The 20,210-nt window shown below is 59.6% G+C and carries 14 protein-coding genes; 8 read left to right on the top strand and 6 right to left on the bottom strand.

Features of this window, described 5'->3' with window-relative positions; all coding sequences use genetic code 11:
- Nucleotides 1-47 precede the first annotated feature (47 nt).
- The 4 genes from CQ009_RS01720 to CQ009_RS01705 form a co-directional block, all read right to left on the bottom strand.
- Complete coding sequence (locus CQ009_RS01720; RefSeq protein WP_105704697.1) at nt 48-4,688, bottom strand: hypothetical protein; 4,641 nt, start codon at nt 4,686-4,688, stop codon at nt 48-50.
- Between the two features lie 131 nt (nt 4,689-4,819).
- Nucleotides 4,820-5,824 carry an asparaginase gene (locus CQ009_RS01715; protein WP_105704696.1) on the bottom strand — a complete coding sequence of 335 codons (1,005 nt, stop codon included), beginning with the start codon at nt 5,822-5,824 and terminating at the stop codon, nt 4,820-4,822.
- A 170-nt stretch (nt 5,825-5,994) separates the two neighbouring features.
- The gene (locus tag CQ009_RS01710) at nt 5,995-7,443 is read right to left on the bottom strand and encodes a sodium:alanine symporter family protein (RefSeq protein WP_064389611.1); all 1,449 of its coding nucleotides are present in this window, start codon (nt 7,441-7,443) and stop codon (nt 5,995-5,997) included.
- Between the two features lie 531 nt (nt 7,444-7,974).
- Complete coding sequence (locus tag CQ009_RS01705; RefSeq protein WP_105704695.1) at nt 7,975-9,399, bottom strand: aspartate ammonia-lyase; 1,425 nt, start codon at nt 9,397-9,399, stop codon at nt 7,975-7,977.
- A 180-nt stretch (nt 9,400-9,579) separates the two neighbouring features.
- On the opposite strand from CQ009_RS01705, the gene CQ009_RS01700 reads away from it, so the two are divergent.
- From CQ009_RS01700 to CQ009_RS01680, 5 genes are all read left to right on the top strand, one after another.
- Nucleotides 9,580-10,488, top strand: coding sequence for a LysR substrate-binding domain-containing protein (locus CQ009_RS01700; RefSeq protein WP_064116481.1), 909 nt, complete (start codon nt 9,580-9,582; stop codon nt 10,486-10,488).
- A 330-nt stretch (nt 10,489-10,818) separates the two neighbouring features.
- Nucleotides 10,819-11,310, top strand: a complete 492-nt coding sequence (gene purE, locus CQ009_RS01695; RefSeq protein WP_007954291.1) for a 5-(carboxyamino)imidazole ribonucleotide mutase — start codon at nt 10,819-10,821, stop codon at nt 11,308-11,310.
- 10 nt (nt 11,311-11,320) lie between these two features.
- On the top strand, nt 11,321-12,403 hold the full coding sequence (locus CQ009_RS01690) for a 5-(carboxyamino)imidazole ribonucleotide synthase (RefSeq protein WP_064389609.1): 1,083 nt from the start codon (nt 11,321-11,323) through the stop codon (nt 12,401-12,403).
- A 109-nt stretch (nt 12,404-12,512) separates the two neighbouring features.
- Nucleotides 12,513-12,758 (top strand): GlsB/YeaQ/YmgE family stress response membrane protein, encoded by a 246-nt coding sequence (locus CQ009_RS01685; protein ID WP_007920223.1) that lies wholly within the window; start codon nt 12,513-12,515, stop codon nt 12,756-12,758.
- A 93-nt stretch (nt 12,759-12,851) separates the two neighbouring features.
- Nucleotides 12,852-13,388 (top strand): DUF3299 domain-containing protein, encoded by a 537-nt coding sequence (locus CQ009_RS01680; RefSeq protein WP_007920225.1) that lies wholly within the window; start codon nt 12,852-12,854, stop codon nt 13,386-13,388.
- Between the two features lie 83 nt (nt 13,389-13,471).
- Here the strand turns inward: CQ009_RS01680 and CQ009_RS01675 are convergent, their stop codons facing one another.
- Nucleotides 13,472-14,371, bottom strand: coding sequence for a D-hexose-6-phosphate mutarotase (locus CQ009_RS01675; RefSeq protein WP_105704694.1), 900 nt, complete (start codon nt 14,369-14,371; stop codon nt 13,472-13,474).
- A 58-nt stretch (nt 14,372-14,429) separates the two neighbouring features.
- Nucleotides 14,430-14,834, bottom strand: a complete 405-nt coding sequence (locus CQ009_RS01670; protein WP_003229628.1) for an acyl-CoA thioesterase — start codon at nt 14,832-14,834, stop codon at nt 14,430-14,432.
- A 376-nt stretch (nt 14,835-15,210) separates the two neighbouring features.
- Here CQ009_RS01670 and CQ009_RS01665 point away from each other — a divergent pair, with 376 nt between their 5' ends.
- The 3 genes from CQ009_RS01665 (at nt 15,211) to CQ009_RS01655 (ending at nt 20,198) form a co-directional block, all read left to right on the top strand.
- On the top strand, nt 15,211-16,509 hold the full coding sequence (locus CQ009_RS01665; protein WP_105704693.1) for an MFS transporter: 1,299 nt from the start codon (nt 15,211-15,213) through the stop codon (nt 16,507-16,509).
- A gap of 234 nt (nt 16,510-16,743) precedes the next feature.
- Nucleotides 16,744-17,742 (top strand): phosphate ABC transporter substrate-binding protein PstS, encoded by a 999-nt coding sequence (locus CQ009_RS01660; RefSeq protein WP_007920246.1) that lies wholly within the window; start codon nt 16,744-16,746, stop codon nt 17,740-17,742.
- 173 nt (nt 17,743-17,915) lie between these two features.
- Nucleotides 17,916-20,198, top strand: coding sequence for an ABC transporter permease subunit (locus tag CQ009_RS01655; protein WP_105704692.1), 2,283 nt, complete (start codon nt 17,916-17,918; stop codon nt 20,196-20,198).
- Nucleotides 20,199-20,210 lie beyond the last annotated feature (12 nt).

The following is a 20,210-nucleotide window of genomic DNA, read 5'->3' as shown; positions in this document are numbered from 1 at the left end:
CGAGACGCCCGCTTGTTGGCAGGCGTTCGCAAGGCTGGTCGGGCTACTCAGTCGCTGTTGAAAAACAACGTTTGCGCCTTATCCAGGCCGATCATGCTGCGATAGTAGGCCAGTCGCTGTGCACCGTTCAGTCCGCGAATACTATTGGCTTCCTGCCCCAGTTGCTGCTCCTGCGGTGTCTTGAGGCGCGCATAAAGGAACGCTTTGTTTGGCACCCATGCGGTGGAATAAAGGAAATGTGCATACCAGAGCACTTTGCGCGTAGTCCGGTCGGTGATGGTGTATTCGTCCAGATAGAGTGTCTTGCTACCCTTGAGACGCCGCCGGCTGACGGTCTTCGCGATATTGATCGCGTTGTTTTCCTGCAGTCGGAGAACAGCCGCTGGCGTGGGTGGTTGCTCCTTGGTCATTTTCAGCAAGGCCGTGCTGGCCTGTTGGTAAAGATCTGCGACGGCATCGCTGAGCTTTTTATTGATAACTGCAGCCGAACGCTGGGTGCTCTCGGTGGCGTTGCTGTCCGTCAGTGCCTGCTCAATGGCGCTGCTGATGTGTTCCAGTTGCAGGGCCTGTTGATGAAACAGAAACTCGACGCCGACTGGCGAGCGCCCTGGCTGTTTGATGAGCTCATTCATGCGCGTAGTAAACGCTGCCAGCGTATCGAGCAAGGTTTGCCCGTTATTCAGACTGGTTTCAAGTGCCGGGTTCGGGATCTTGGGTGATTCGCTGCTCAAACGTTCAACCCAGGTTCCCGGTGGCTTCTGATGGAATGTGGCGATCACCTTGTTGGTGAGAGGCGACTTGATGTCGACCAGATCGGTTTCCAGCCCCTGTTCCGTCAGGCGTGGCTCGCCGATCAGCACGCCGTTATAGCGTGTGTGGATAAACTTCTTCTTCGGTCGTGGCGGTTGTGGGTGTGGTACCGGCTGAGTTCTCAAGGTGTCCCGCTCTTCAAGCACCAGCACCAGATTGCGTTGGGCGTGGCGGTTGAACTGGTCGAGTTGGCCGCGCAACCTTGCAAAGGGCGCTTCGAGCACTTGTTCGGCGTAGGTGGTATGCAAGTCGGCAAGGCGTTCATCGAGTACGTTGAATTGCTCGATGAGGTCGTTGAGGCTGTCGATACGCTCGTCGAGCCGTGCGACGCTGCGCTCCCCCAGTGTGTCGCGCAAGGCCTGCACGGCAATGTCGGCGGTGTCGACGATATGGTCGAGGTTACGCCAGGCATCGGCGGCGCTGTTCACTGAGTGCTCGGCCAGGCACGTGTTGCGCGCCAGCGTCACCTGCAATGCTTTGAGGTCGTCGATCGAATACGCAGGAAGTGTTCTGCGCGTGTGTTGCATCAGGCGCAAGCCATCCCTTTTGAATGTTTTCAGTTCTTGCATCCGCGCTTGGATGTTCTCGAGTCGCGCAATCATGTCCTGATTGAGCACGACCATCTGTTGCGCTTCGGCAATTTGCCGATCCTCGCGGACTTCGGCCTGACGCTCGAGATGATCGAGGATGCTGCGCAATTTGGGTGTGAACACGGTCAGTGCTTCACGAATACCGGCATGCGTGAGTTCAAGTTGAGCCTTGAGGTAGCCGAGAGATCTTTGCTGATAGTCGGCTGTTGGCGAAAACACATGCAATGCCCGGAGATCACTCAAGGCCTGGCCATAGGCGGCTCGTTGTGTTTCCAGCGTCTTGAGAAATTGCTCGCGCTGAGCCGCCGCCGTTTCGGTGGTGGCCGTACTCATCGCCTGATGGGCTTGTTCCAGTTCTTGTTGCGCAGTTGCCTTGCGATTTTCGAAGGCTGTCAGACGGGTGCGCAGTTTGTCTGCCTGCCGTTGCCCTTCCGCCTCAGCCGCCCGCGTCAGGCTTGTTGAACCGCCGCCAAGCAAGCGTAAACGGGTATCGACGAACCAGTCTCCGCGCAGATTGCTGATAAGCGCCGGACCTGAGCGTGCGGCTGTTTGCGCATCGATGATGATCACGGTGCCGTTATCGTCTACGGTGACTTCGTACCAGTCCTTGCCTACGGGTGCGTAGTATTTTTTACCCTGGCGATAGAGATGAAGATAGAGACCTGCTTCCGTACTGGCGGCCCCCAGTCCTTGCGGACGCTCGATCTTGAAGTGGTTCAGCACCACGCTCAGGCTTGTCGGTTTGTGATTCACCGCTCCGCTGATGTTCAGTGTTTGCTGCAAGTCTGTCACTTCGTGAGGGGCGCCCTTGGCGAGTTGCTTGAGGGTGCGGGTCGGCACTGAAGGCAGCGGATCTATTGTCGGTTTTGAAGTGGCTGATTCCTGGCGGGGTCGTGGGTTTTTTGGACTGCGGGCGGCGATATGCAGAGTGATCGCCATGGCCAGATTGAGCATCGTATCGGTGAGCGCTGCCCATTGCGCGGGTTTGTCGTCTTGCTCATGGGCCTCTTTCAGTGCCTGCAATTGATCCATGATTTGCCAGATCCACGTGGCAGCGCCGGCGACGCGCCCGAGAAACGGCAGGATGCCGTTGAACAGTATCCAGCCCGCCCGCTTGAAGCTGGCCCAGCGATTTTCGCTGTTGGATACCGACTGGCGGTCGGCAAGCGTGACCATTGCCTGCGCGTTGGCTTTGAACAGCGCGTTGGGGAGGTCGCCGTCGAGCTTTGTCGAGCTCAAACCGATCGGTCCGCTCATGACAGTGAACTTGCTGGAATCGATCAGAAACTCGGTGACCGTCCAGGGCGACGGCAAGGTGCCGGGGAAAACATAGTTGGCGTAGTCGCTACGGGCGTTGTCCGGCAACCAGGCCAGCACCGAGTCGCGCAGGCTGAACGATTGCTGGATGGCGTAAAGCAAATTGCTGGTTGACGGATATTGGCTCAGGGGTTGGTCGAGCATCGGGCGGTACAACAGGCATGGCCCGGCGCTAGGATCCTCGGGGCCGATCACGAACATGTTGGCGACCTCGTCCTTGCTGCCGTCAGTCCTGCGTTTGGGGATAAAGGCCAGCGGACGCATGACGATGGTCTGGTTCTCGACTAGACGTTTTTTACTGTCGGGTTCCAGCACGGCCATGACGTAACGGTATCCACGCGCATCAATGCCCGCCTCACTGCGGATCTTGCACTGCAGGGCCAGCAACGGTAGCTGGATGCGCAAGTGTCGGGCAAACAGAGCCTGCCGGGCTGCCGACGCCGGCGTGCTGTCGAGCAGTTGTTTTTTGATCAGGGCCGGGTAAGTCGTACCGATGTCCGCGCGAGTGACGAGACCTTCCAGATAATCCACGGTCAGCCATGCAGGCAGTGTCTTGCCACGCGTTGAAACAAGGGTCTTGTCGCCCAGAGGAGGAACCGCGATCAGATTCTGCAATGCCAGATCGACGACGCTGAAGTTGTAGGTGTCGATCTTTCCCGGAACGGTGAACGTGCCCCAGATCACCGGACTTTTTACCTGCAACTGGAGTGACTCCAGCGCCGTTTCCAGTTCCGGTGCGGTGCGCAATTGTTCCGCGTGCTCGAGCAGGTTTTTTGCATGCAGGGCATTCAGTTCGGCCAGCGCGTATTCGCTGATCGGCAGGATGCCATCCAGATAGGACTTTCCCGTGTTTTGACTGTTAAGCGCGGCCAGATCTTTCAGGTGGCGAGAGTAGTTGTTCAGGTCCGGCAGGGAAGCGTCATTCAGCCAGTCGGGGAGGGCGTCTCTGAACCAGTCCAGGCCCGGGCTTTTGTTCTTCGCGGACTCATGCACTTCAGGTGTCGACGTGGATAACGGTTTCTCGCCCTCAGTTGGAACACTGTCGGAGAAGTCCAGTGAACCGATCACATCGATTTGAACGGAGACCAACGCACAGGCCTGGTAGTCGAAAATGCTGCCCGGGGGTTCGAGCAACCGCCATTGCACATCTCGGTAGGTTTCGGCGGCACTGATATGCTCGGGCAAGGTTGCTCCGAGCTTTTCCAGAGAGTCGAATTTCTGGTAACCGTTAAGTAATGAATGGGCAAGGATGACCGTCTCGGTCTTCTGTTTGCCGATCAACACGACCATCGAAACTTCGTTCAGATGCTTGACGTTGTCGCCATCGATCAGGTTGATGGCGATCAGGTATGCGTTGAGCTGGTAGAGATCGTCGGGTTTTCTGTCGACTTGCGCCGGTGTTTGATAAAGCGCGCGTGCCATCGCGCAGTCAGCATCACTCCAGCCTTTTATCTGATTGACGTTCCAGAGCTTGCGCAGGGTGTCGGACAACGCCTGCCAGCGTGGCCCGGAGCTGTCGCCGGTGCTGTTCCAGAACGCCAGCTGCTGTTCCTGGAAGGCCGTGAGCATTATCGGCGCCAGCAAATTGAGCAGGTTGGCGATTTCGTCGATTCGCACTGGCAAATGTACCGCAGGTTCGCTGATCGGTTGTTGCGCAAGGAAGTGCTCGCCTTCGATATACAGGGCCGGGATGCCGTGCACGACCTGGTTGGCGAGAATTTCAGTGAGTGCCTGATAAGCCGTAGGTCCGGCCACTATCTGGTCGTCGTTCAGCGCCCAGGCCGGGCTGCCGACCATTGTGCTGCCGGGGTCCAGATCCAGCGCGGGATACATTTCGCGCAAATGCTGGCGCAGCAGGACGGCCGCGACATCGCGCAAGTTGGGTCCGACACTGAGTTGAGTGATCAGCGTTTCAATGGGGTTGGCGTCGCTGACGGCTTGTGGAGTGGAGCTTGAGCTGGATGAAATCATCGTGCATCCCTGCATTGGTGATGGAGCTTCCCGAGGCCAGGCCTCGGGGTTGCTTCATGCTAGGGGGGCACAATCGAGCGATGGTGGTAGATATATATGCTGTGCGGTTTTAATCCTGATAGTCGGAGCGATCAGCTCAGTTCGCCACACAGGTCGAGTTCGATCAGGCGACGTATTTCGGCGTTTTCCAGGCCGGCGCCGAGCAAACCATGCAATTTGCCGAACGCCGCTTCACGGGTCATGCCGCCGCCCGACAGCACGCCGACGCTACGCAGCCGACTGCCGGCTTCATACACATCCAGCTCGACGCCGCCTTCATGGCACTGCGTCACCGCCACCACCACCACGCCGTTGTCGCGCGCGCGGCCGAGGCTGGCGAGAAATTCGGCGTTATCACTCGGTCCGGTGCCACTGCCGTAGCACTCCAGCACCAGACCTTGAATGCCGCTGTCGAGCAGGCCATCGACAACCTCGGCGCCTATGCCCGGGAACAGTGGCAGCACGCCAACCTTGGCCAGTTGTTTCGGCTGGTTGTAGTTCAATGACGCAGGAATCGAGGTGGCTTTCACGCCGCCGCCCTGACGCTCCAGCCGCTTGAACGGATGACGGCCAAAGCTGCGCACTTTCGCGCAACGGGTCGGGTCCAGCAGTTCACCATGGAAGTACAGATGCACGCCTGGCGCCAGGCCTTGACCGAGCGCGACCAGTGCGCCGCCGAGGTTTTCCCAGGCATCACTATCGGTCACGCCAGCCGGCAGCATGGAGCCGGTGAAGCATACGCGCGCGTGCAGACCGAGCAACTGGAAACTCATGGCTGCGGCGCTATACGCCAGCGTGTCGGTGCCATGCAGGATCAGCACGCTGTCGCAGCCTTGCACGTCAACGGCATCGACCACCGCTTCACGCAGTTGCTGCCAATAGGCCGGAGTCATGTTGGCGCTGTCAATCAGCGGCGACATCTCACGGAAGCGCCACTGCGGCACGACGAGTTCAGGCTGGCTGTGCAGGTAGTCGCGCATCCGCGCCTCGAAACCGGACGCCGGGGCCAGACCGTTGGCGCTGGCCTGCATGCCGATGGTGCCACCGGTGTAGAGCACCATGACGTGTTGGGCGGCGGGATAAGTCGAAGGGTTCATAGGATTCTCCGAAACGATGAGTTCCTGTAGGAGTGAGCCTGCTCGCGATAGCGGTCTTTCAGCCAACATAAATGTTGAATGATGAACCGCTATCGCGAGCAGGCTCACTCCTACAGGTTATTGCATCACAATAACTGACGGGCGCAGGGGATGCGCCCGTCATTTACCTGTCAGCGTTGCGCTGCAGGCACGCCTTGCGGCTCGGCATCGGTCTGGCCGGCAGCGGCAGACGGGTTGGTCGGCCAGGCCTTCAGGTCCAGATCCAGATCGGCAAATTTGCTCGAGTCGAACACCGGCTGTTTGACGCCGGCGCGGCGCTGCGCGTCGTAGTCGCGCATCACGCGCATGCCGACCTTGAACAGCATGGCCAGGGCCACCAGGTTGACGAAGGCCAGGCAGGTCATGGTGATGTCGGCGAAGGCGAACACGGTCGACAGGTCCTGCATCGAACCCCATACCACCAGCGCCAGCACCAGACCGCGGAAAATCATCAGCGCAGCGCGATTGCGGGTAAGGAACTGCAGGCTGTTTTCGCCCAGGTAGTAGTTGTAGAGGATGCAGGTGAAGACGAACAGCGACAGCGCGACGCTGACGAACATACGGCCCCAGTCACCAACCACAGCGGCCAGCGAGTTCTGGGTGAGGACGATGCCGTCACCTTCGAAGCCCGGGGTGTAGAAGCCCGACAACAGGATCAGCAGCGCGGTGCAGGTGCAGATCACGAAGGTATCGAGGAACACGCTGAAGGCCTGAACCACGCCTTGCGCGCCCGGGTGCTTCACAGCGGCCACGGCGGCGACGTTCGGCGCACTGCCCAGACCCGCTTCGTTGGCGAACACGCCACGCTTCACGCCCATGACGATGGCGCTGCCGAGCAGGCCACCAAAGGCCGGGTCGAGGCCGAAGGCGCTCTTGAAGATGGTTTCCAGCATGGCCGGCACGTGTTCGATCTGAGTACCGATCACGTACAAGGTCACGCCGATATAGGCCAGGGTCTTGACCGGTACCAGCAGGTCGGACACCGAGGCGATACGCTTGATGCCGCCGATGAAGGTGATGGCCAGCAGCACTGCCAGAACGATACCGGTGTGTTGTGGGTTGAACTCAAAGGCGTTCTGCAGCGAGTGGGTCACGGTGTAGGACTGCAGGCCAATGAAGGCGAAGCCGTAGGTGACCAGCAGCAGGACGGAGAACACTACAGCCATGCCTTTTAGCTTCAGGCCGTGCTGGATGTAGTAGGCCGGGCCGCCACGGTACAAGCCGTCGCCATCGGCGCGCTTGTAGACTTGGGCCAGGGTGCACTCAAAGAAGCTGCTAGACATGCCGACCAGAGCGGTCACCCACATCCAGAACACTGCACCTGGACCACCGAGGGTCACGGCGATGCCGACACCGGCGATGTTGCCTGCACCGACACGGCCGGCAAGGCTGAGCATCAGGGCCTGGAACGAGCTGAGTTGCCCGGCGCTGCCTTTGAGGCTGTCGCGGAACACCGCGAACATGTGGAAGAAATGACGCAATTGAACGAAACGCGAGCGAATCGTGAAGTAGCTACCGAGCCCGACAATGAGCACGATCAGTACTTTCCCTGAGAGGAAGTCGTTAATGACTTCGAGCATGGATTTTTCCTCGCTGTTTATTGTGTAAGCAAATGCTGGATGGAAGAAACATCGTGTTACACCGGTGTGCGCGCGGCACGACGGGTGAGGCGAAGGTTTCGTCCCGGTCCATTTCGCGGGTTTGTTATTAGTTCGGGTTTCGCATGGGTTATGGCCTCGTTACCGACGACCGCTCACGCGAAGAGGGGCGGCACTATACCGATCAGTGGCGCGCCCGTCTGCACGGTAGTGGTGCAAGCGACGAAACGAAGCTTTGAAACACCCGGCGTTACCGGCGCCGGGCTTGTGCAGGAACTGCTCTGTGTGGGAGCGAGCCTGCTCGCGAAAGCGGTATTGCAGACACATCGTTTTTGAATGTGCCGCCGTCTTCGCGAGCAGGCTCGCTCCCACATAAAGCAATCCCCAGACATACGGGTCTCAGGGTCAGAAAGTTAAAAAAAAGGGCTTGGGGACTAAATCCCCAAGCCCTCAAAAGGTGAGAGGTGTCTAGTCCCTCGACCTGGTGAGCGGTGCTACAAGTAACGTGTCGGTTCAGCCTTTGAGCGGAACCAGACGCGGAGCAATCATGTTTTCCGGGCGCAGGATGTCGGCGAGCATGGCTTCGTCGAGCAGACCTTCTTCGCGCACCAGTTCCAGCACGCCGCGGCCGCTTTCAAGGGCGAGGCCGGCGATACGGGTGGCGTTTTTGTAGCCGATGTACGGGTTCAGTGCGGTGACCAGACCGATCGAGTGCTCGACCAGTTCGCGGCAGCGCGCTTCGTTGGCGGTGATGCCGACGATGCAGTGCTCGCGCAGCATGTCCATGGCGCGTTGCAGCAGGCGGATCGAGTCGAAGATCTTGAAAGCGATCAGCGGTTCCATCACGTTCAGTTGCAGTTGGCCGCCTTCGGCTGCCATGGTCAGCGCCAGATCGTTACCGATCACTTGGAACGCTACTTGGTTAACGGCTTCCGGGATGACCGGGTTGACCTTGCCAGGCATGATCGAGCTGCCTGGCTGACGCGCTGGCAGGTTGATTTCGTTGATGCCGGTGCGTGGGCCGCTGGACAGCAGGCGCAAGTCGTTGCAGATCTTCGACAGCTTCACCGCAGTACGCTTGAGCATGCCGGAGAACAGCACGAAGGCGCCCATGTCGGAAGTCGCTTCGATCAGGTCGGCCGCCGGTACCAGCGGTTGACCGCTGATCAGGGCCAGACGCTGTACCGCCAGCGCTTGATAACGCGGGTCGGCGTTGATGCCGGTACCGATCGCGGTGCCGCCCAGGTTCACTTCAGTCAGCAGTTCCGGAGCCAGCGTCTTCAGACGGGCCAAGTCTTCGCCCATGGTGGTGGCGAAGGCACGGAATTCCTGGCCGAGGGTCATCGGCACGGCGTCTTGCAGCTGGGTACGGCCCATTTTCAGGACGTGATCGAATTCTTTGCCCTTGGCCGCGAATGCCTGAATCAGGCTGTCGAGACTGGCCAGCAAGGTGTCGTGACCGAGCAACAGACCCAGGCGGATTGCCGTCGGGTAAGCGTCGTTGGTCGACTGCGCCATGTTGACGTCGTCGTTCGGGTGCAGGTACTGGTACTCGCCTTTCTGATGACCCATTGCTTCCAGAGCAACGTTGGCGATCACTTCGTTGGCGTTCATGTTGGTGGAAGTACCGGCGCCACCTTGAATCATGTCGACCACGAACTCTTCGTGGAAATCACCGCGGATCAATCGGGCACAGGCTTCGCTGATGGCAGCGTGCTTGGCTTCGCTCAGGTGACCCAACTCGCGGTTGGCGTCAGCAGCGGCCTGTTTGACCATTGCCAGGCCGACAACCAGTTTCGGGTAATGCGAAATCGGAACGCCAGAGAGGCGGAAGTTGTTCACCGCTCGCAGGGTCTGGATGCCGTAATACGCTTGAGCCGGTACTTCGAGGGCGCCAAGCAGGTCGTTTTCTGTGCGGAAAGATGCAGCGGAGGACATGATAGAAATCATCTCGATATGGACCCGGTCTGTGCCGGAACGCTGCGAATGCTAGGCTTGTGGGAAATTTTGGGCCAATGCTGTTAAGCACTGCCCTATGCACATTCGGCATAATGCCCATGTGACGCCGCCTGCGCGGCAGACGTGTGACCTGTTTTGGTGCGTGTCCGGGAGGACGTGATGAATCTGGAAAGCAAATGGCTCGAGGACTTCAGTGCTCTGGCCGCCACCCGCAGCTTCTCGCAGGCAGCCGAACGGCGCTTCGTGACTCAGCCGGCGTTCAGTCGGCGGATCCGCAGTCTGGAAGCCGCATTGGGGCTGACCCTGGTCAACCGCTCGCGCACGCCGATCGAGCTGACGGCGGCGGGGCAGCTGTTTCTGGTGACCGCACGCACCGTGGTCGAACAGCTCGGTGAAGTGCTGCGTCATTTGCATCATCTGGAAGGCGGGCAGGGCGAAGTGATGCAAGTCGCTGCCGCTCACTCGCTGGCGCTGGGTTTCTTCCCGCGCTGGATCGCGCAACTGCGTAATGAAGGCTTGAACATCGCCACTCGGCTGGTCGCAACTAACGTGGGTGACGCGGTGCATGCGTTGCGTGAAGGCGGCTGCGATCTGATGCTGGCGTTCTATGACCCGGACGCGGCGATGCAGATGGACCCGGAGATTTTCCCCTCGCTGCATTTGGGCCAGACCGAGATGCTGCCGGTGTGTGCGGCGGATGCGGAGGGCAAGCCGCTGTTCGATCTGGAAGGAGAAGCGAGCGTGCCGTTGCTGGCTTATAGCGCCGGGGCGTTTCTCGGGCGTTCGGTGAATGGCTTGCTGCGTCAGCGTCAGTTGCGCTTCACCACTATTTACGAAACCGCGATGGCTGACAGCTTGAAGAGCATGGCGCTGGAAGGACTCGGCATTGCCTGGGTGCCGCAACTGAGCGTGCGGGCCGAGCTGGCGCGTGGCGAACTGGTGGTCTGCGGCGGCCCGCAATGGCATGTGCCGCTGGAGATTCGCCTCTACCGCTGCGCCTTGGTACGCAAAGCCAACGTGCGATTGTTGTGGCGCAAGCTTGAAGGCGGCGCCGCGCAAGCTTCCTGACCCTACGCGGACCCCTTGTAGGAGTGAGCCTGCTCGCGATAGCGTCTTCACATTCAACGATGATGTGACTGACACACCGCCATCGCGAGCAGGCTCACTCCTACAGGGATTTGTTGTGTTGCGGCGCTGACCTTCAGGTCAATAAAACCGGGCCTTTCGCTCATTTGACAGATGGTCGTTTCGGGGGCTGTTTATTGCTTTCTTTGCGGTATACTGCGCGGCCTTCGGCCGGCACGTCCGGCCATTTTTCGTACAATCAAGCCACGCAACCTGCGTGGCTTGTTGTTTTATGACGCGCCTGCGGGCGCTCCAGAGAGAAGAGGCGCGACGATGAGTGCACTGGTTGGCGTGATCATGGGCTCCAAGTCCGATTGGTCCACCCTTAGCCACACCGCCGATATGCTGGAAAAGCTCGGCATCCCGTACGAGGTCAAGGTGGTCTCTGCCCATCGCACCCCGGATCTGCTGTTCCAGTACGCCGAAGAGGCTGAAGGCCGCGGCATCGAGGTGATTATCGCCGGTGCCGGTGGCGCAGCCCACTTGCCAGGCATGTGTGCGGCCAAGACCCACCTGCCGGTGCTGGGCGTGCCAGTGCAGTCGGCCATGCTCTCGGGCGTCGACTCGCTGCTGTCGATCGTGCAGATGCCAGCGGGCATTCCGGTCGCCACCCTGGCCATCGGCAAGGCCGGTGCGATCAACGCCGCGCTGCTCTCGGCGAGCATCCTCGGCGCCAAGCATCCGCAGTTCCACGCGGTACTGAAAACCTTCCGTGCCGAGCAGACAGACAGCGTCCTGGACAATCCAGACCCACGTATTGCCTGAGGTTGTTGAGATGAAGATCGGTGTAATCGGTGGCGGCCAGTTGGGTCGCATGTTGGCCCTGGCGGGCACTCCGCTGGGCATGAACTTCGCTTTCCTCGACCCTGCGCCGGACGCCTGTGCGGCCGCGCTGGGCGAACACCTGCGGGCCGATTACGGCGATCAGGATCATTTGCGCCAACTGGCCGATGAAGTCGATCTGGTGACCTTCGAGTTCGAAAGCGTCCCGGCCGAAACCGTGGCATTTCTTTCGCAATTCGTCCCGGTCTACCCGAGCGCCGAAGCCCTGCGCATCGCTCGTGATCGCTGGTTCGAAAAGAGCATGTTCAAGGATCTGGGCATCCCGACCCCGGCCTTCGCCGACATTCAATCGCAAGCCGATCTGGATGCTGCCGTGGCTTCGATCGGTCTGCCGGCTGTGCTGAAAACCCGCACCCTGGGTTATGACGGCAAGGGCCAGAAAGTCCTGCGCAAGCCGGAAGACGTGGTAGGTACTTTCGCCGAACTGGGCAGCGTGTCCTGCCTGCTGGAAGGCTTTGTGCCGTTCACCGGTGAGGTCTCGCTGATCGCCGTGCGTGCCCGCGATGGCGAAACCAGGTTCTATCCGTTGGTACACAACACCCACGACAGCGGCATCCTCAAGCTGTCGGTGGCCAGCACCGATCACCCGTTGCAGGCGTTGGCCGAAGACTACTCGAGCCGTGTGCTCAAGCAACTCGACTACGTCGGCGTCATGGCGTTCGAGTTCTTTGAAGTCGACGGTGGCCTCAAGGCCAACGAAATCGCCCCACGTGTGCACAACTCCGGGCACTGGACCACCGAAGGCGCCGAGTGCAGCCAGTTCGAAAACCACCTGCGCGCCGTTGCCGGCCTGCCGTTGGGTTCGACGGCCAAGGTTGGCGAGAGCGCAATGCTCAACTTCATCGGCGTCGTTCCGCCGGTTGAGAAGGTCATCGCCATCGACGATTGCCACCTGCATCACTACGGCAAAGCCTTCAAGGCCGGGCGCAAGGTCGGTCACGCCAATCTGCGCTGCGCCGACATGGCCACGCTGCAGGCGCAGATCGTCAAGGTCGAAGCGCTGATCGCCGAGTAAAACAGTTTCATGTGGCAGCGGCGGAACCATTCAGGGGCCGCCGTTCTCTCATGGCAGGATGCCAAAGTCTGACTAGGCTTCGCATATCTATCTTTGAGAGGGAATTGCCATGGGAATTATCGGAACCATCTTTATCGGCTTGATCGTCGGCCTGCTGGCACGGTTCCTGAAACCGGGCGATGACAGCATGGGCTGGATCATGACCATCCTGCTCGGTATCGGCGGTTCGCTGGCGGCCACTTACGGCGGCCAGGCTCTGGGCATCTACCACGCGGGCGAGGGCGCAGGTTTCATCGGCGCACTGGTTGGCGCAATCGTGTTGCTGGTGATCTACGGCTTGATCAAAAAGAACTGATCCAAAGCGACAAAGCCCTCTCTGCCAAAGTGGCCGGGAGGGCTAGAATGCTCGGCGATTCACTGTTCCTTCCTTTCTATACCGAGCACTTTCATGCGCCGTCTTCTGTTGACTCTCCTCTTCCTGGGCAGCGGTTTGGCCCACGCCGGCGAACTGCCGGAAACCGACTGGCTCGAACTGATGCCCAAGTCGGACCAAAAGGCCCTCGAGGCCATGCCTGAAATCGACCACAACTCCCCGGAAGCGACCGGCACCTTCACCGAGAAGGGCGGGATGAAACAGGCCAAAGGTCTGCCGGCGGTGATGTATTCGACCAAAACCGTGGCGTCGATGAACGACAAACACATCCGCATTGGTGGTTATCCGGTGCCGCTGGAATCCGACGCCAAGGGCCGCAGCACGCTGTTCTTCCTCGTGCCGTATCCGGGCGCGTGCATCCACGTGCCGCCACCGCCGCCAAATCAACTGGTGCTGGTGCGGTATCCGAAGGGTTTGAAACTGGACGACATCTACACGCCGCTGTGGGTGACCGGCACGCTGAAAGTCGAGAAGGTCAGCAATGACCTGGCGGACGCGGCGTATGCGCTGGAAGCGGATAAAGTGCGGGTGGTGCAGGAGTCTGATCTCTAAAGCAAAAGATCGCAGCCTGCGGCAGCTCCTACAGGGAAATGCATTCCAATGCAGGAGCTGCCGCAGGCTGCGATCTTTTGATCTTAAAGCGCTTTGCTGCCGACGCTAACACCCATGGTATGGCTCGCCCCTGGTGCGAGCGTGACGATGTCATCCATCACGTTCGCCGTCTCGATGCACAACATGCGCTGCCAGCCATCGTTGTCCATGTCGGCCAATGCCGCCGCGCGATCGATCCACGGGTTCCAGATCACCGCCGTGCGTGAGCCGGTAGCCGTCAGCACAATGCGTCGTTCCCACGTTGGATCGACAATGCTCAGCTGTGGCGGCGCATCGAGGTAGATGCGGTCGGTCTCACCGGCAAAATGCAGATCGCCTTGCTGACTGTTGGTTTTCCAGTCATCCAGCGTTTCGATGTAATTCAAACCATCGACACCGTCGACGTGCACATGGCGCACATCACTGACCGCGAAATAAGTGTGCAGCGCCTGACTCAGGCTGACGGTTTCACTGCCGCGGTTGTGGCTGGTGAGGCTGAAGCTCAGTTGCTCGGACAAATGCAGGGTCAGGGTCAGATCGACCTGATGCGGCCAGCCCGGCAGGCCACCCTCGGGGTAGGGCAGTTTGAACTCGACCTTGATGCCGTCAGCCTCTGATTCGATGCCGCCCAGTTGCCAATCCATCGCCCGCACCAGACCGTGCGCGGGCGCCGGTTGCGCACCGGTGTACATGGCCTGCACGCTCTGCGGGTTGCGTTCGAACTTGCCGAACCACGGCCAGCACACCGGCACACCGGCGCGAATGCTTTTGCCAGTCTTGAAGTCGGCCTTGTCGTTGAGCCAGATGATCGGTGGTTGCCCATCGATCTGATAACTGAGGATGTGCGCGCCTTGCTGGGCCACCAGCACTTCGGCCTGACCGTGGCGGATGCGCCAGCAGTTCAGTTCATCCAGTTTCACCGCTTCAACGTTGGGCGTGTTCATGGGACAGCTCTCGATCAGACACTTGGGACGATTATCGACCGTAAAACGGCCGCCAGGTTTAACGCGCGCGTGGCGGAACCGAGCGAGTGCGGCCGCTGCCGTCGATGGCGACGAAGACAAACACGGCTTCGGTCACTTTACGCCACTCGCTGGACAGCGGGTCGTCGCTCCACACTTCGACCATCATCTGGATCGAGCTGCGGCCGATTTCCAGGGTCTGGGTATAAAAGGACAATTGCGCGCCGACTGCCACAGGCACAAGGAACGCCATGCGATCGATGGCCACGGTGGCGACGCGGCCACCGGCGACACGGCTGGCCATTGCGGTGCCGGCCAAATCCATCTGCGCTACCAGCCAGCCGCCGAAAATATCGCCAAAGCCGTTGGTTTCGCGCGGGAGTGCGGTGATTTGCAAGGCCAGGTCGCCTTGCGGGATCGGATCTTCTTGTTCGAGCTCTATCATGCCGGGGGTGCCTCTGACCCGTGACTCTTGTTGGTATTGCTGGTGGTAGCCGTCTTCAGGAAAAACGATTCAGCACCGAACATACTACGTTCGTCACGTTTTCCATAAGGCGCCTGAAGGAGAAACTCTGCGAAACCGGCTAATCCCGAGCAAAGGCCGGGCCAACGACGTTTTCGCACAGCAACCCCTTACAAACCGGAGCAGGTTGCGAGTATATCGGTCGGTAGACTCCGCGACGACCATCCGGTTCTCATTTCGACCGTCAATTACGCGCCTCTATGTGCTTTTTCGAACAATTTGCTATGGTGCCGAACCTGCCCAAGCCACCGCCAGCGTTGTTGTGGCGGCAGATCCGACTATAAGAGAAGCCCTTGCCATGACCACAGCGCCTTCGAGCCTCGCGCAGCCCGAGCAACCCGCACGACCGTTGACCCGCAATGACTACAAGACTCTGTCGCTGTCCGCCCTTGGCGGCGCGCTGGAATTCTACGATTTCATCATCTTCGTCTTCTTCGCCACCGTGGTCGGCAAGCTGTTCTTCCCGGCCGACATGCCCGAGTGGCTGCGCCTGATGCAGACCTTCGGCATCTTCGCCGCCGGCTATCTGGCTCGGCCGTTGGGCGGCATCGTCATGGCGCACTTCGGCGATCTGCTGGGGCGCAAGAAGATGTTCACCCTGAGCATTTTCATGATGGCCGTGCCGACCCTGATCATGGGTCTGCTGCCAACGTATGCACAGATCGGCATGTGGGCACCGATCCTTCTTCTATTGATGCGCGTAATTCAAGGCGCGGCGATTGGCGGTGAAGTGCCGGGCGCCTGGGTCTTCGTTTCCGAACACGTACCGCAAAAACACATGGGCTACGCCTGCGGCACGCTCACCAGTGGCCTGACCGCCGGTATTCTGCTCGGCTCGCTGGTGGCCACGGCAATCAACAGCATTTATACGCCGGCGGAAGTTTCTGATTACGCCTGGCGGATTCCATTCGTGCTGGGCGGCGTATTCGGCCTGTTCTCGGTCTACCTGCGCCGCTGGTTGCACGAAACCCCTGTGTTCGCCGAGTTGCAACTGCGTAAAGCCTTGGCAGAAGAAGTGCCGCTGCGCGCCGTGCTGCGCGATCATCGCGGGGCGATTGCGATCTCGATGCTGCTCACCTGGCTGCTTTCCGCTGGCATCGTCGTGGTCATCCTGATGACCCCGACCGTGCTGCAAACGGTCTATCACTTCACGCCGACCGAGTCGCTGCAGTCAAACAGTCTGGCGATCGTCTTTCTGAGCATCGGCTGCGTCATTTCCGGCGCACTGGCAGATCGCTTTGGTGCCGGCCGCGTATTTGTGTTCGGTTGCCTGGGGTTGCTGATCAGCTCCTGGACCTTCTATCACAGCCTCGCCGATCACCCGAACTGGCTGTTCCCGCTGTACGCATTGACCGGTTTTCTGGTCGGCACCATTGGTGCGGTGCCATATGTGATGGTTAAGGCCTTCCCTCCGGTGGTGCGCTTCAGCGGGTTGTCGTTCTCGTACAACGTGGCTTACGCGATCTTCGGCGGGTTGACGCCGATGGTGGTCAGTCTGTTGCTGAAAGAAAGCGCGATGGGGCCTGCCTACTATGTAGCGGTGCTGTGCGCGATGGGGATTCTGGTCGGGGCGTGGCTGTGGAAGAAGGGGCGCTGATCCAGGATTCTGCATCAGATGTTCTGACGCCATCGCGAGCAGGCTCACTCCTACATTTGGAACGCATTTCAAGTGTAGGAGTGAGCCTGCTCGCGATGGGGGCAACACGAATCATCCTGCAAAAACCCGAATAATGGCCTTTCATCCAATTGTCATATTTCAGCCATAGAGTGTTCACACGGCCTGCTGATACTTGGCCCCGACTTAACACACCCTATCTGCTAGGAGTAAGGCATGAAACTGAAGCGTTTGATGGCGGCAATGACTTTTGTCGCTGCTGGCGTTGCGACTGCCAACGCGGTTGCCGCTGTTGACCCTGCTATCCCGAGCTACACCAAGACCACTGGTGTGTCGGGCAACCTGTCCAGCGTCGGCTCCGATACCCTGGCCAACCTCATGACCCTCTGGGCTGAGAACTACAAAAAAGAATACCCGAACGTCAACATCCAGATTCAGGCCGCTGGCTCCGCCACTGCGCCACCTGCGCTGACTGAAGGCACCTCCAACCTGGGCCCGATGAGCCGCAAGATGAAGGACACCGAACTGGCGGCCTTCGAGCAGAAGTACGGCTACAAGCCAACCGCTATCCCGGTTGCCGTGGATGCCCTGGCTGTATTCGTGCACAAGGACAACCCGATCCAGCACCTGACCATGGAACAGGTTGACGCGATCTTCTCGTCGACCCGTCTTTGTGGCGCCAAAGCCGACGTGAAAACCTGGGGCGAACTGGGTGTGACCGGCGACCTGGCCAACAAGCCGGTTCAGCTGTTCGGCCGTAACTCGGTATCCGGCACCTACGGCTACTTCAAAGAAGAAGCCCTGTGCAAAGGCGACTACAAACCGAACGTCAACGAACAACCAGGTTCCGCTTCGGTCGTGCAGTCGATCAGCTCTTCGCTGAACGGCATCGGTTACTCGGGTATCGGTTACAAGACCGCCAGCGTGAAAACCGTGCCATTGGCCAAGAAAGGCAGCACTGACTTCATCGAAGACACCGAAGAAAACGCCCTGAACGGCAAGTACCCGCTGTCGCGTTTCCTCTACGTTTACGTCAACAAAGCCCCGAACAAGCCTCTGGCTCCGCTGGAAGCCGAGTTCGTGAAACTGGTGCTGTCGAAACAGGGCCAGGAAGTTGTGGTGAAAGACGGTTACATCCCACTGCCAGCCAAGGTTGCTGCAAAAGCACTGGCTGACCTGGGTCTGCAGGAAGGCGGCGCTGTCGCAAAGAAGTAACAAATTGAGTCCAGGGTGAACCCCACCGGACTCAGGTAAAAGGCCGGATCTGCACGCAGGCCGGCCTTTTCCATACCTCAAATTTTTGATCCTCTGCCAGTCCCGCTGGCGGTGGATTTGCTGCGTCACTGCATTGTCATCTTTCTGTCATACAGGATCGCTAGGGTGAGCGCATGAATGATCTGGCCAATTCCCAAATGACTACTAATCCTCCCAAGCGCATTGATTTCAATACGCCTGAGCTGCAACGCAAGCGCCGCATTCGCGCGCTCAAGGATCGCTTCACTCGCTGGTACGTCCTCGTTGGCGGTCTCGCGGTGCTGGCAGCCATTACCCTGATCTTTTTCTTCCTCGCCTACGTGGTTGCGCCGCTGTTCCAGGGTGCCGACCTGACCGCGAAAGACTCGATCACCCCGGCCTGGATGCAGGACGCCGGCAAGCCGCTGATGATTTCGCTCGAAGAGCAGAATCAGGTGGCCATGCGCGTTTCCGACAAAGGTCAGGCATTGTTCTTTGATATCGACAGTGGCGCTGAGCTGAAGCGCGTCGATCTGCCGGTACCCGTCGGCGCCACTGTGACCTCGATTGGTGAAGACCAGCCGGGCCATCCGCTGGTGGCCGTGGGCCTGTCCAACGGCCAGGCGCTGGTGTTCCGTCACACCTATAAAGTCAGCTACCCCGATGGCAAGAAAACCATCAGCCCGGCCATCGAATATCCGTATGGCGAGACGCCAATCGCGCTGAACGAAGCCGGCGGCGCGCTTGAGCATGTCAGCCTCAACGCCTCCGACACGACCCTGATGCTGGTCGGCTCGACCGGCTCGCAACTCAATGTTTTGTCGCTGACCAGCGAAGAAAACATGATGACCGGCGAAGTCACCAACGAGCAGAAACGTATCGATCTGCCGCAGATGACCGAGCCGGTGAAAAACATCTTCGTCGACCCGCGCCAACAGTGGCTGTACGTGGTCAACGGTCGCGCTCAGGCTGACGTGTTCAGCCTGCGCGACAAGAGCCTCAATGGTCGCTACAAACTGCTGGAAAACGCTGATGCCGAAGTCACTGCGACCGCGCAACTGGTCGGTGGTATCTCGCTGATCGTCGGCGACTCCAAGGGTGGTCTGGCGCAGTGGTTCATGGCCCGCGACACCGACGGTGAGTTGCGCCTGAAGCAGATCCGCACCTTCCAGATGGGCACCACGCCGATCGTTGAAATCACCGCCGAAGAGCGTCGCAAAGGCTTCCTCGCACTGGATGCCAGCGGCAAGCTCGGCGTGTTCCACAGCACCGCACATCGCACCTTGCTGGTCGATCAGGTGGTCGAAGGCCAAGGCCTGTTCGGTCTGTCGCCACGCGCTAACCGCGTGATCGTCGAAGCCGACGGCAAGCTGCAACCGCTGTTGCTCGACAACCCGCACCCGGAAGTATCGTGGAGCGCGCTGTGGAGCAAGGTCTGGTACGAGAACTACGACGAACCTAAATACGTCTGGCAATCGACGGCGGCCAACACCGATTTCGAACCGAAACTGAGCCTCTCGCCACTGACCTTCGGCACCCTGAAAGCTGCGTTCTACGCCATGCTGCTGGCTGCACCGCTGGCTGTGGCTGCTGCGATCTACACCGCTTACTTCATGGCCCCGGGCATGCGCCGCAAGGTCAAACCGGTGATCGAGCTGATGGAAGCGATGCCGACGGTGATCCTCGGTTTCTTCGCTGGCCTGTTCCTCGCGCCATATGTCGAAGGGCATTTGCCGGGCATCTTCAGCCTGCTGATGTTGTTGCCGATCGGCATTCTGGTCGCCGGTTTCACCTTCAGCCGTCTGCCTGAATCGATCCGCCTGAAAGTCCCGGATGGCTGGGAAAGTGCGCTGCTGATTCCAGTGATCCTGTTCGTGGGCTGGCTGTCGCTGTACATGAGCCCGTTCATGGAGAACTGGTTCTTTGGCGGTGACATGCGCATGTGGATTTCCCACGACCTGGGCATCACCTACGACCAGCGCAACGCCTTGGTGGTAGGTCTGGCCATGGGCTTTGCGGTGATCCCGAACATCTACTCGATTGCTGAAGATGCCGTGTTCAGTGTGCCGCGCGGCCTGACCCTCGGCTCGCTGGCCCTCGGTGCCACACCGTGGCAGACCATGACCCGCGTGGTGATCCTGACCGCCAGTCCGGGGATCTTCTCGGCGCTGATGATCGGCATGGGCCGTGCGGTCGGCGAAACCATGATCGTGCTGATGGCCACCGGTAACACCCCGGTCATGGAAATGAACCTGTTCGAAGGCCTGCGTACCCTGGCCGCCAACGTCGCGGTGGAAATGCCCGAGTCGGAAGTCGGCGGCAGCCACTACCGCGTGCTGTTCCTCTCGGCGCTGGTGTTGCTGTTGTTCACCTTCGTCATGAACACCCTGGCAGAACTGATTCGTCAGCGTCTGCGCAAGAAATACTCGTCGCTTTAAGCAAAGGTAGAA

This window comes from Pseudomonas sp. MYb2, from assembly GCF_002979955.1.
Classification (GTDB): domain Bacteria; phylum Pseudomonadota; class Gammaproteobacteria; order Pseudomonadales; family Pseudomonadaceae; genus Aquipseudomonas.
This window is presented reverse-complemented; position numbering and strand designations above follow the sequence as displayed.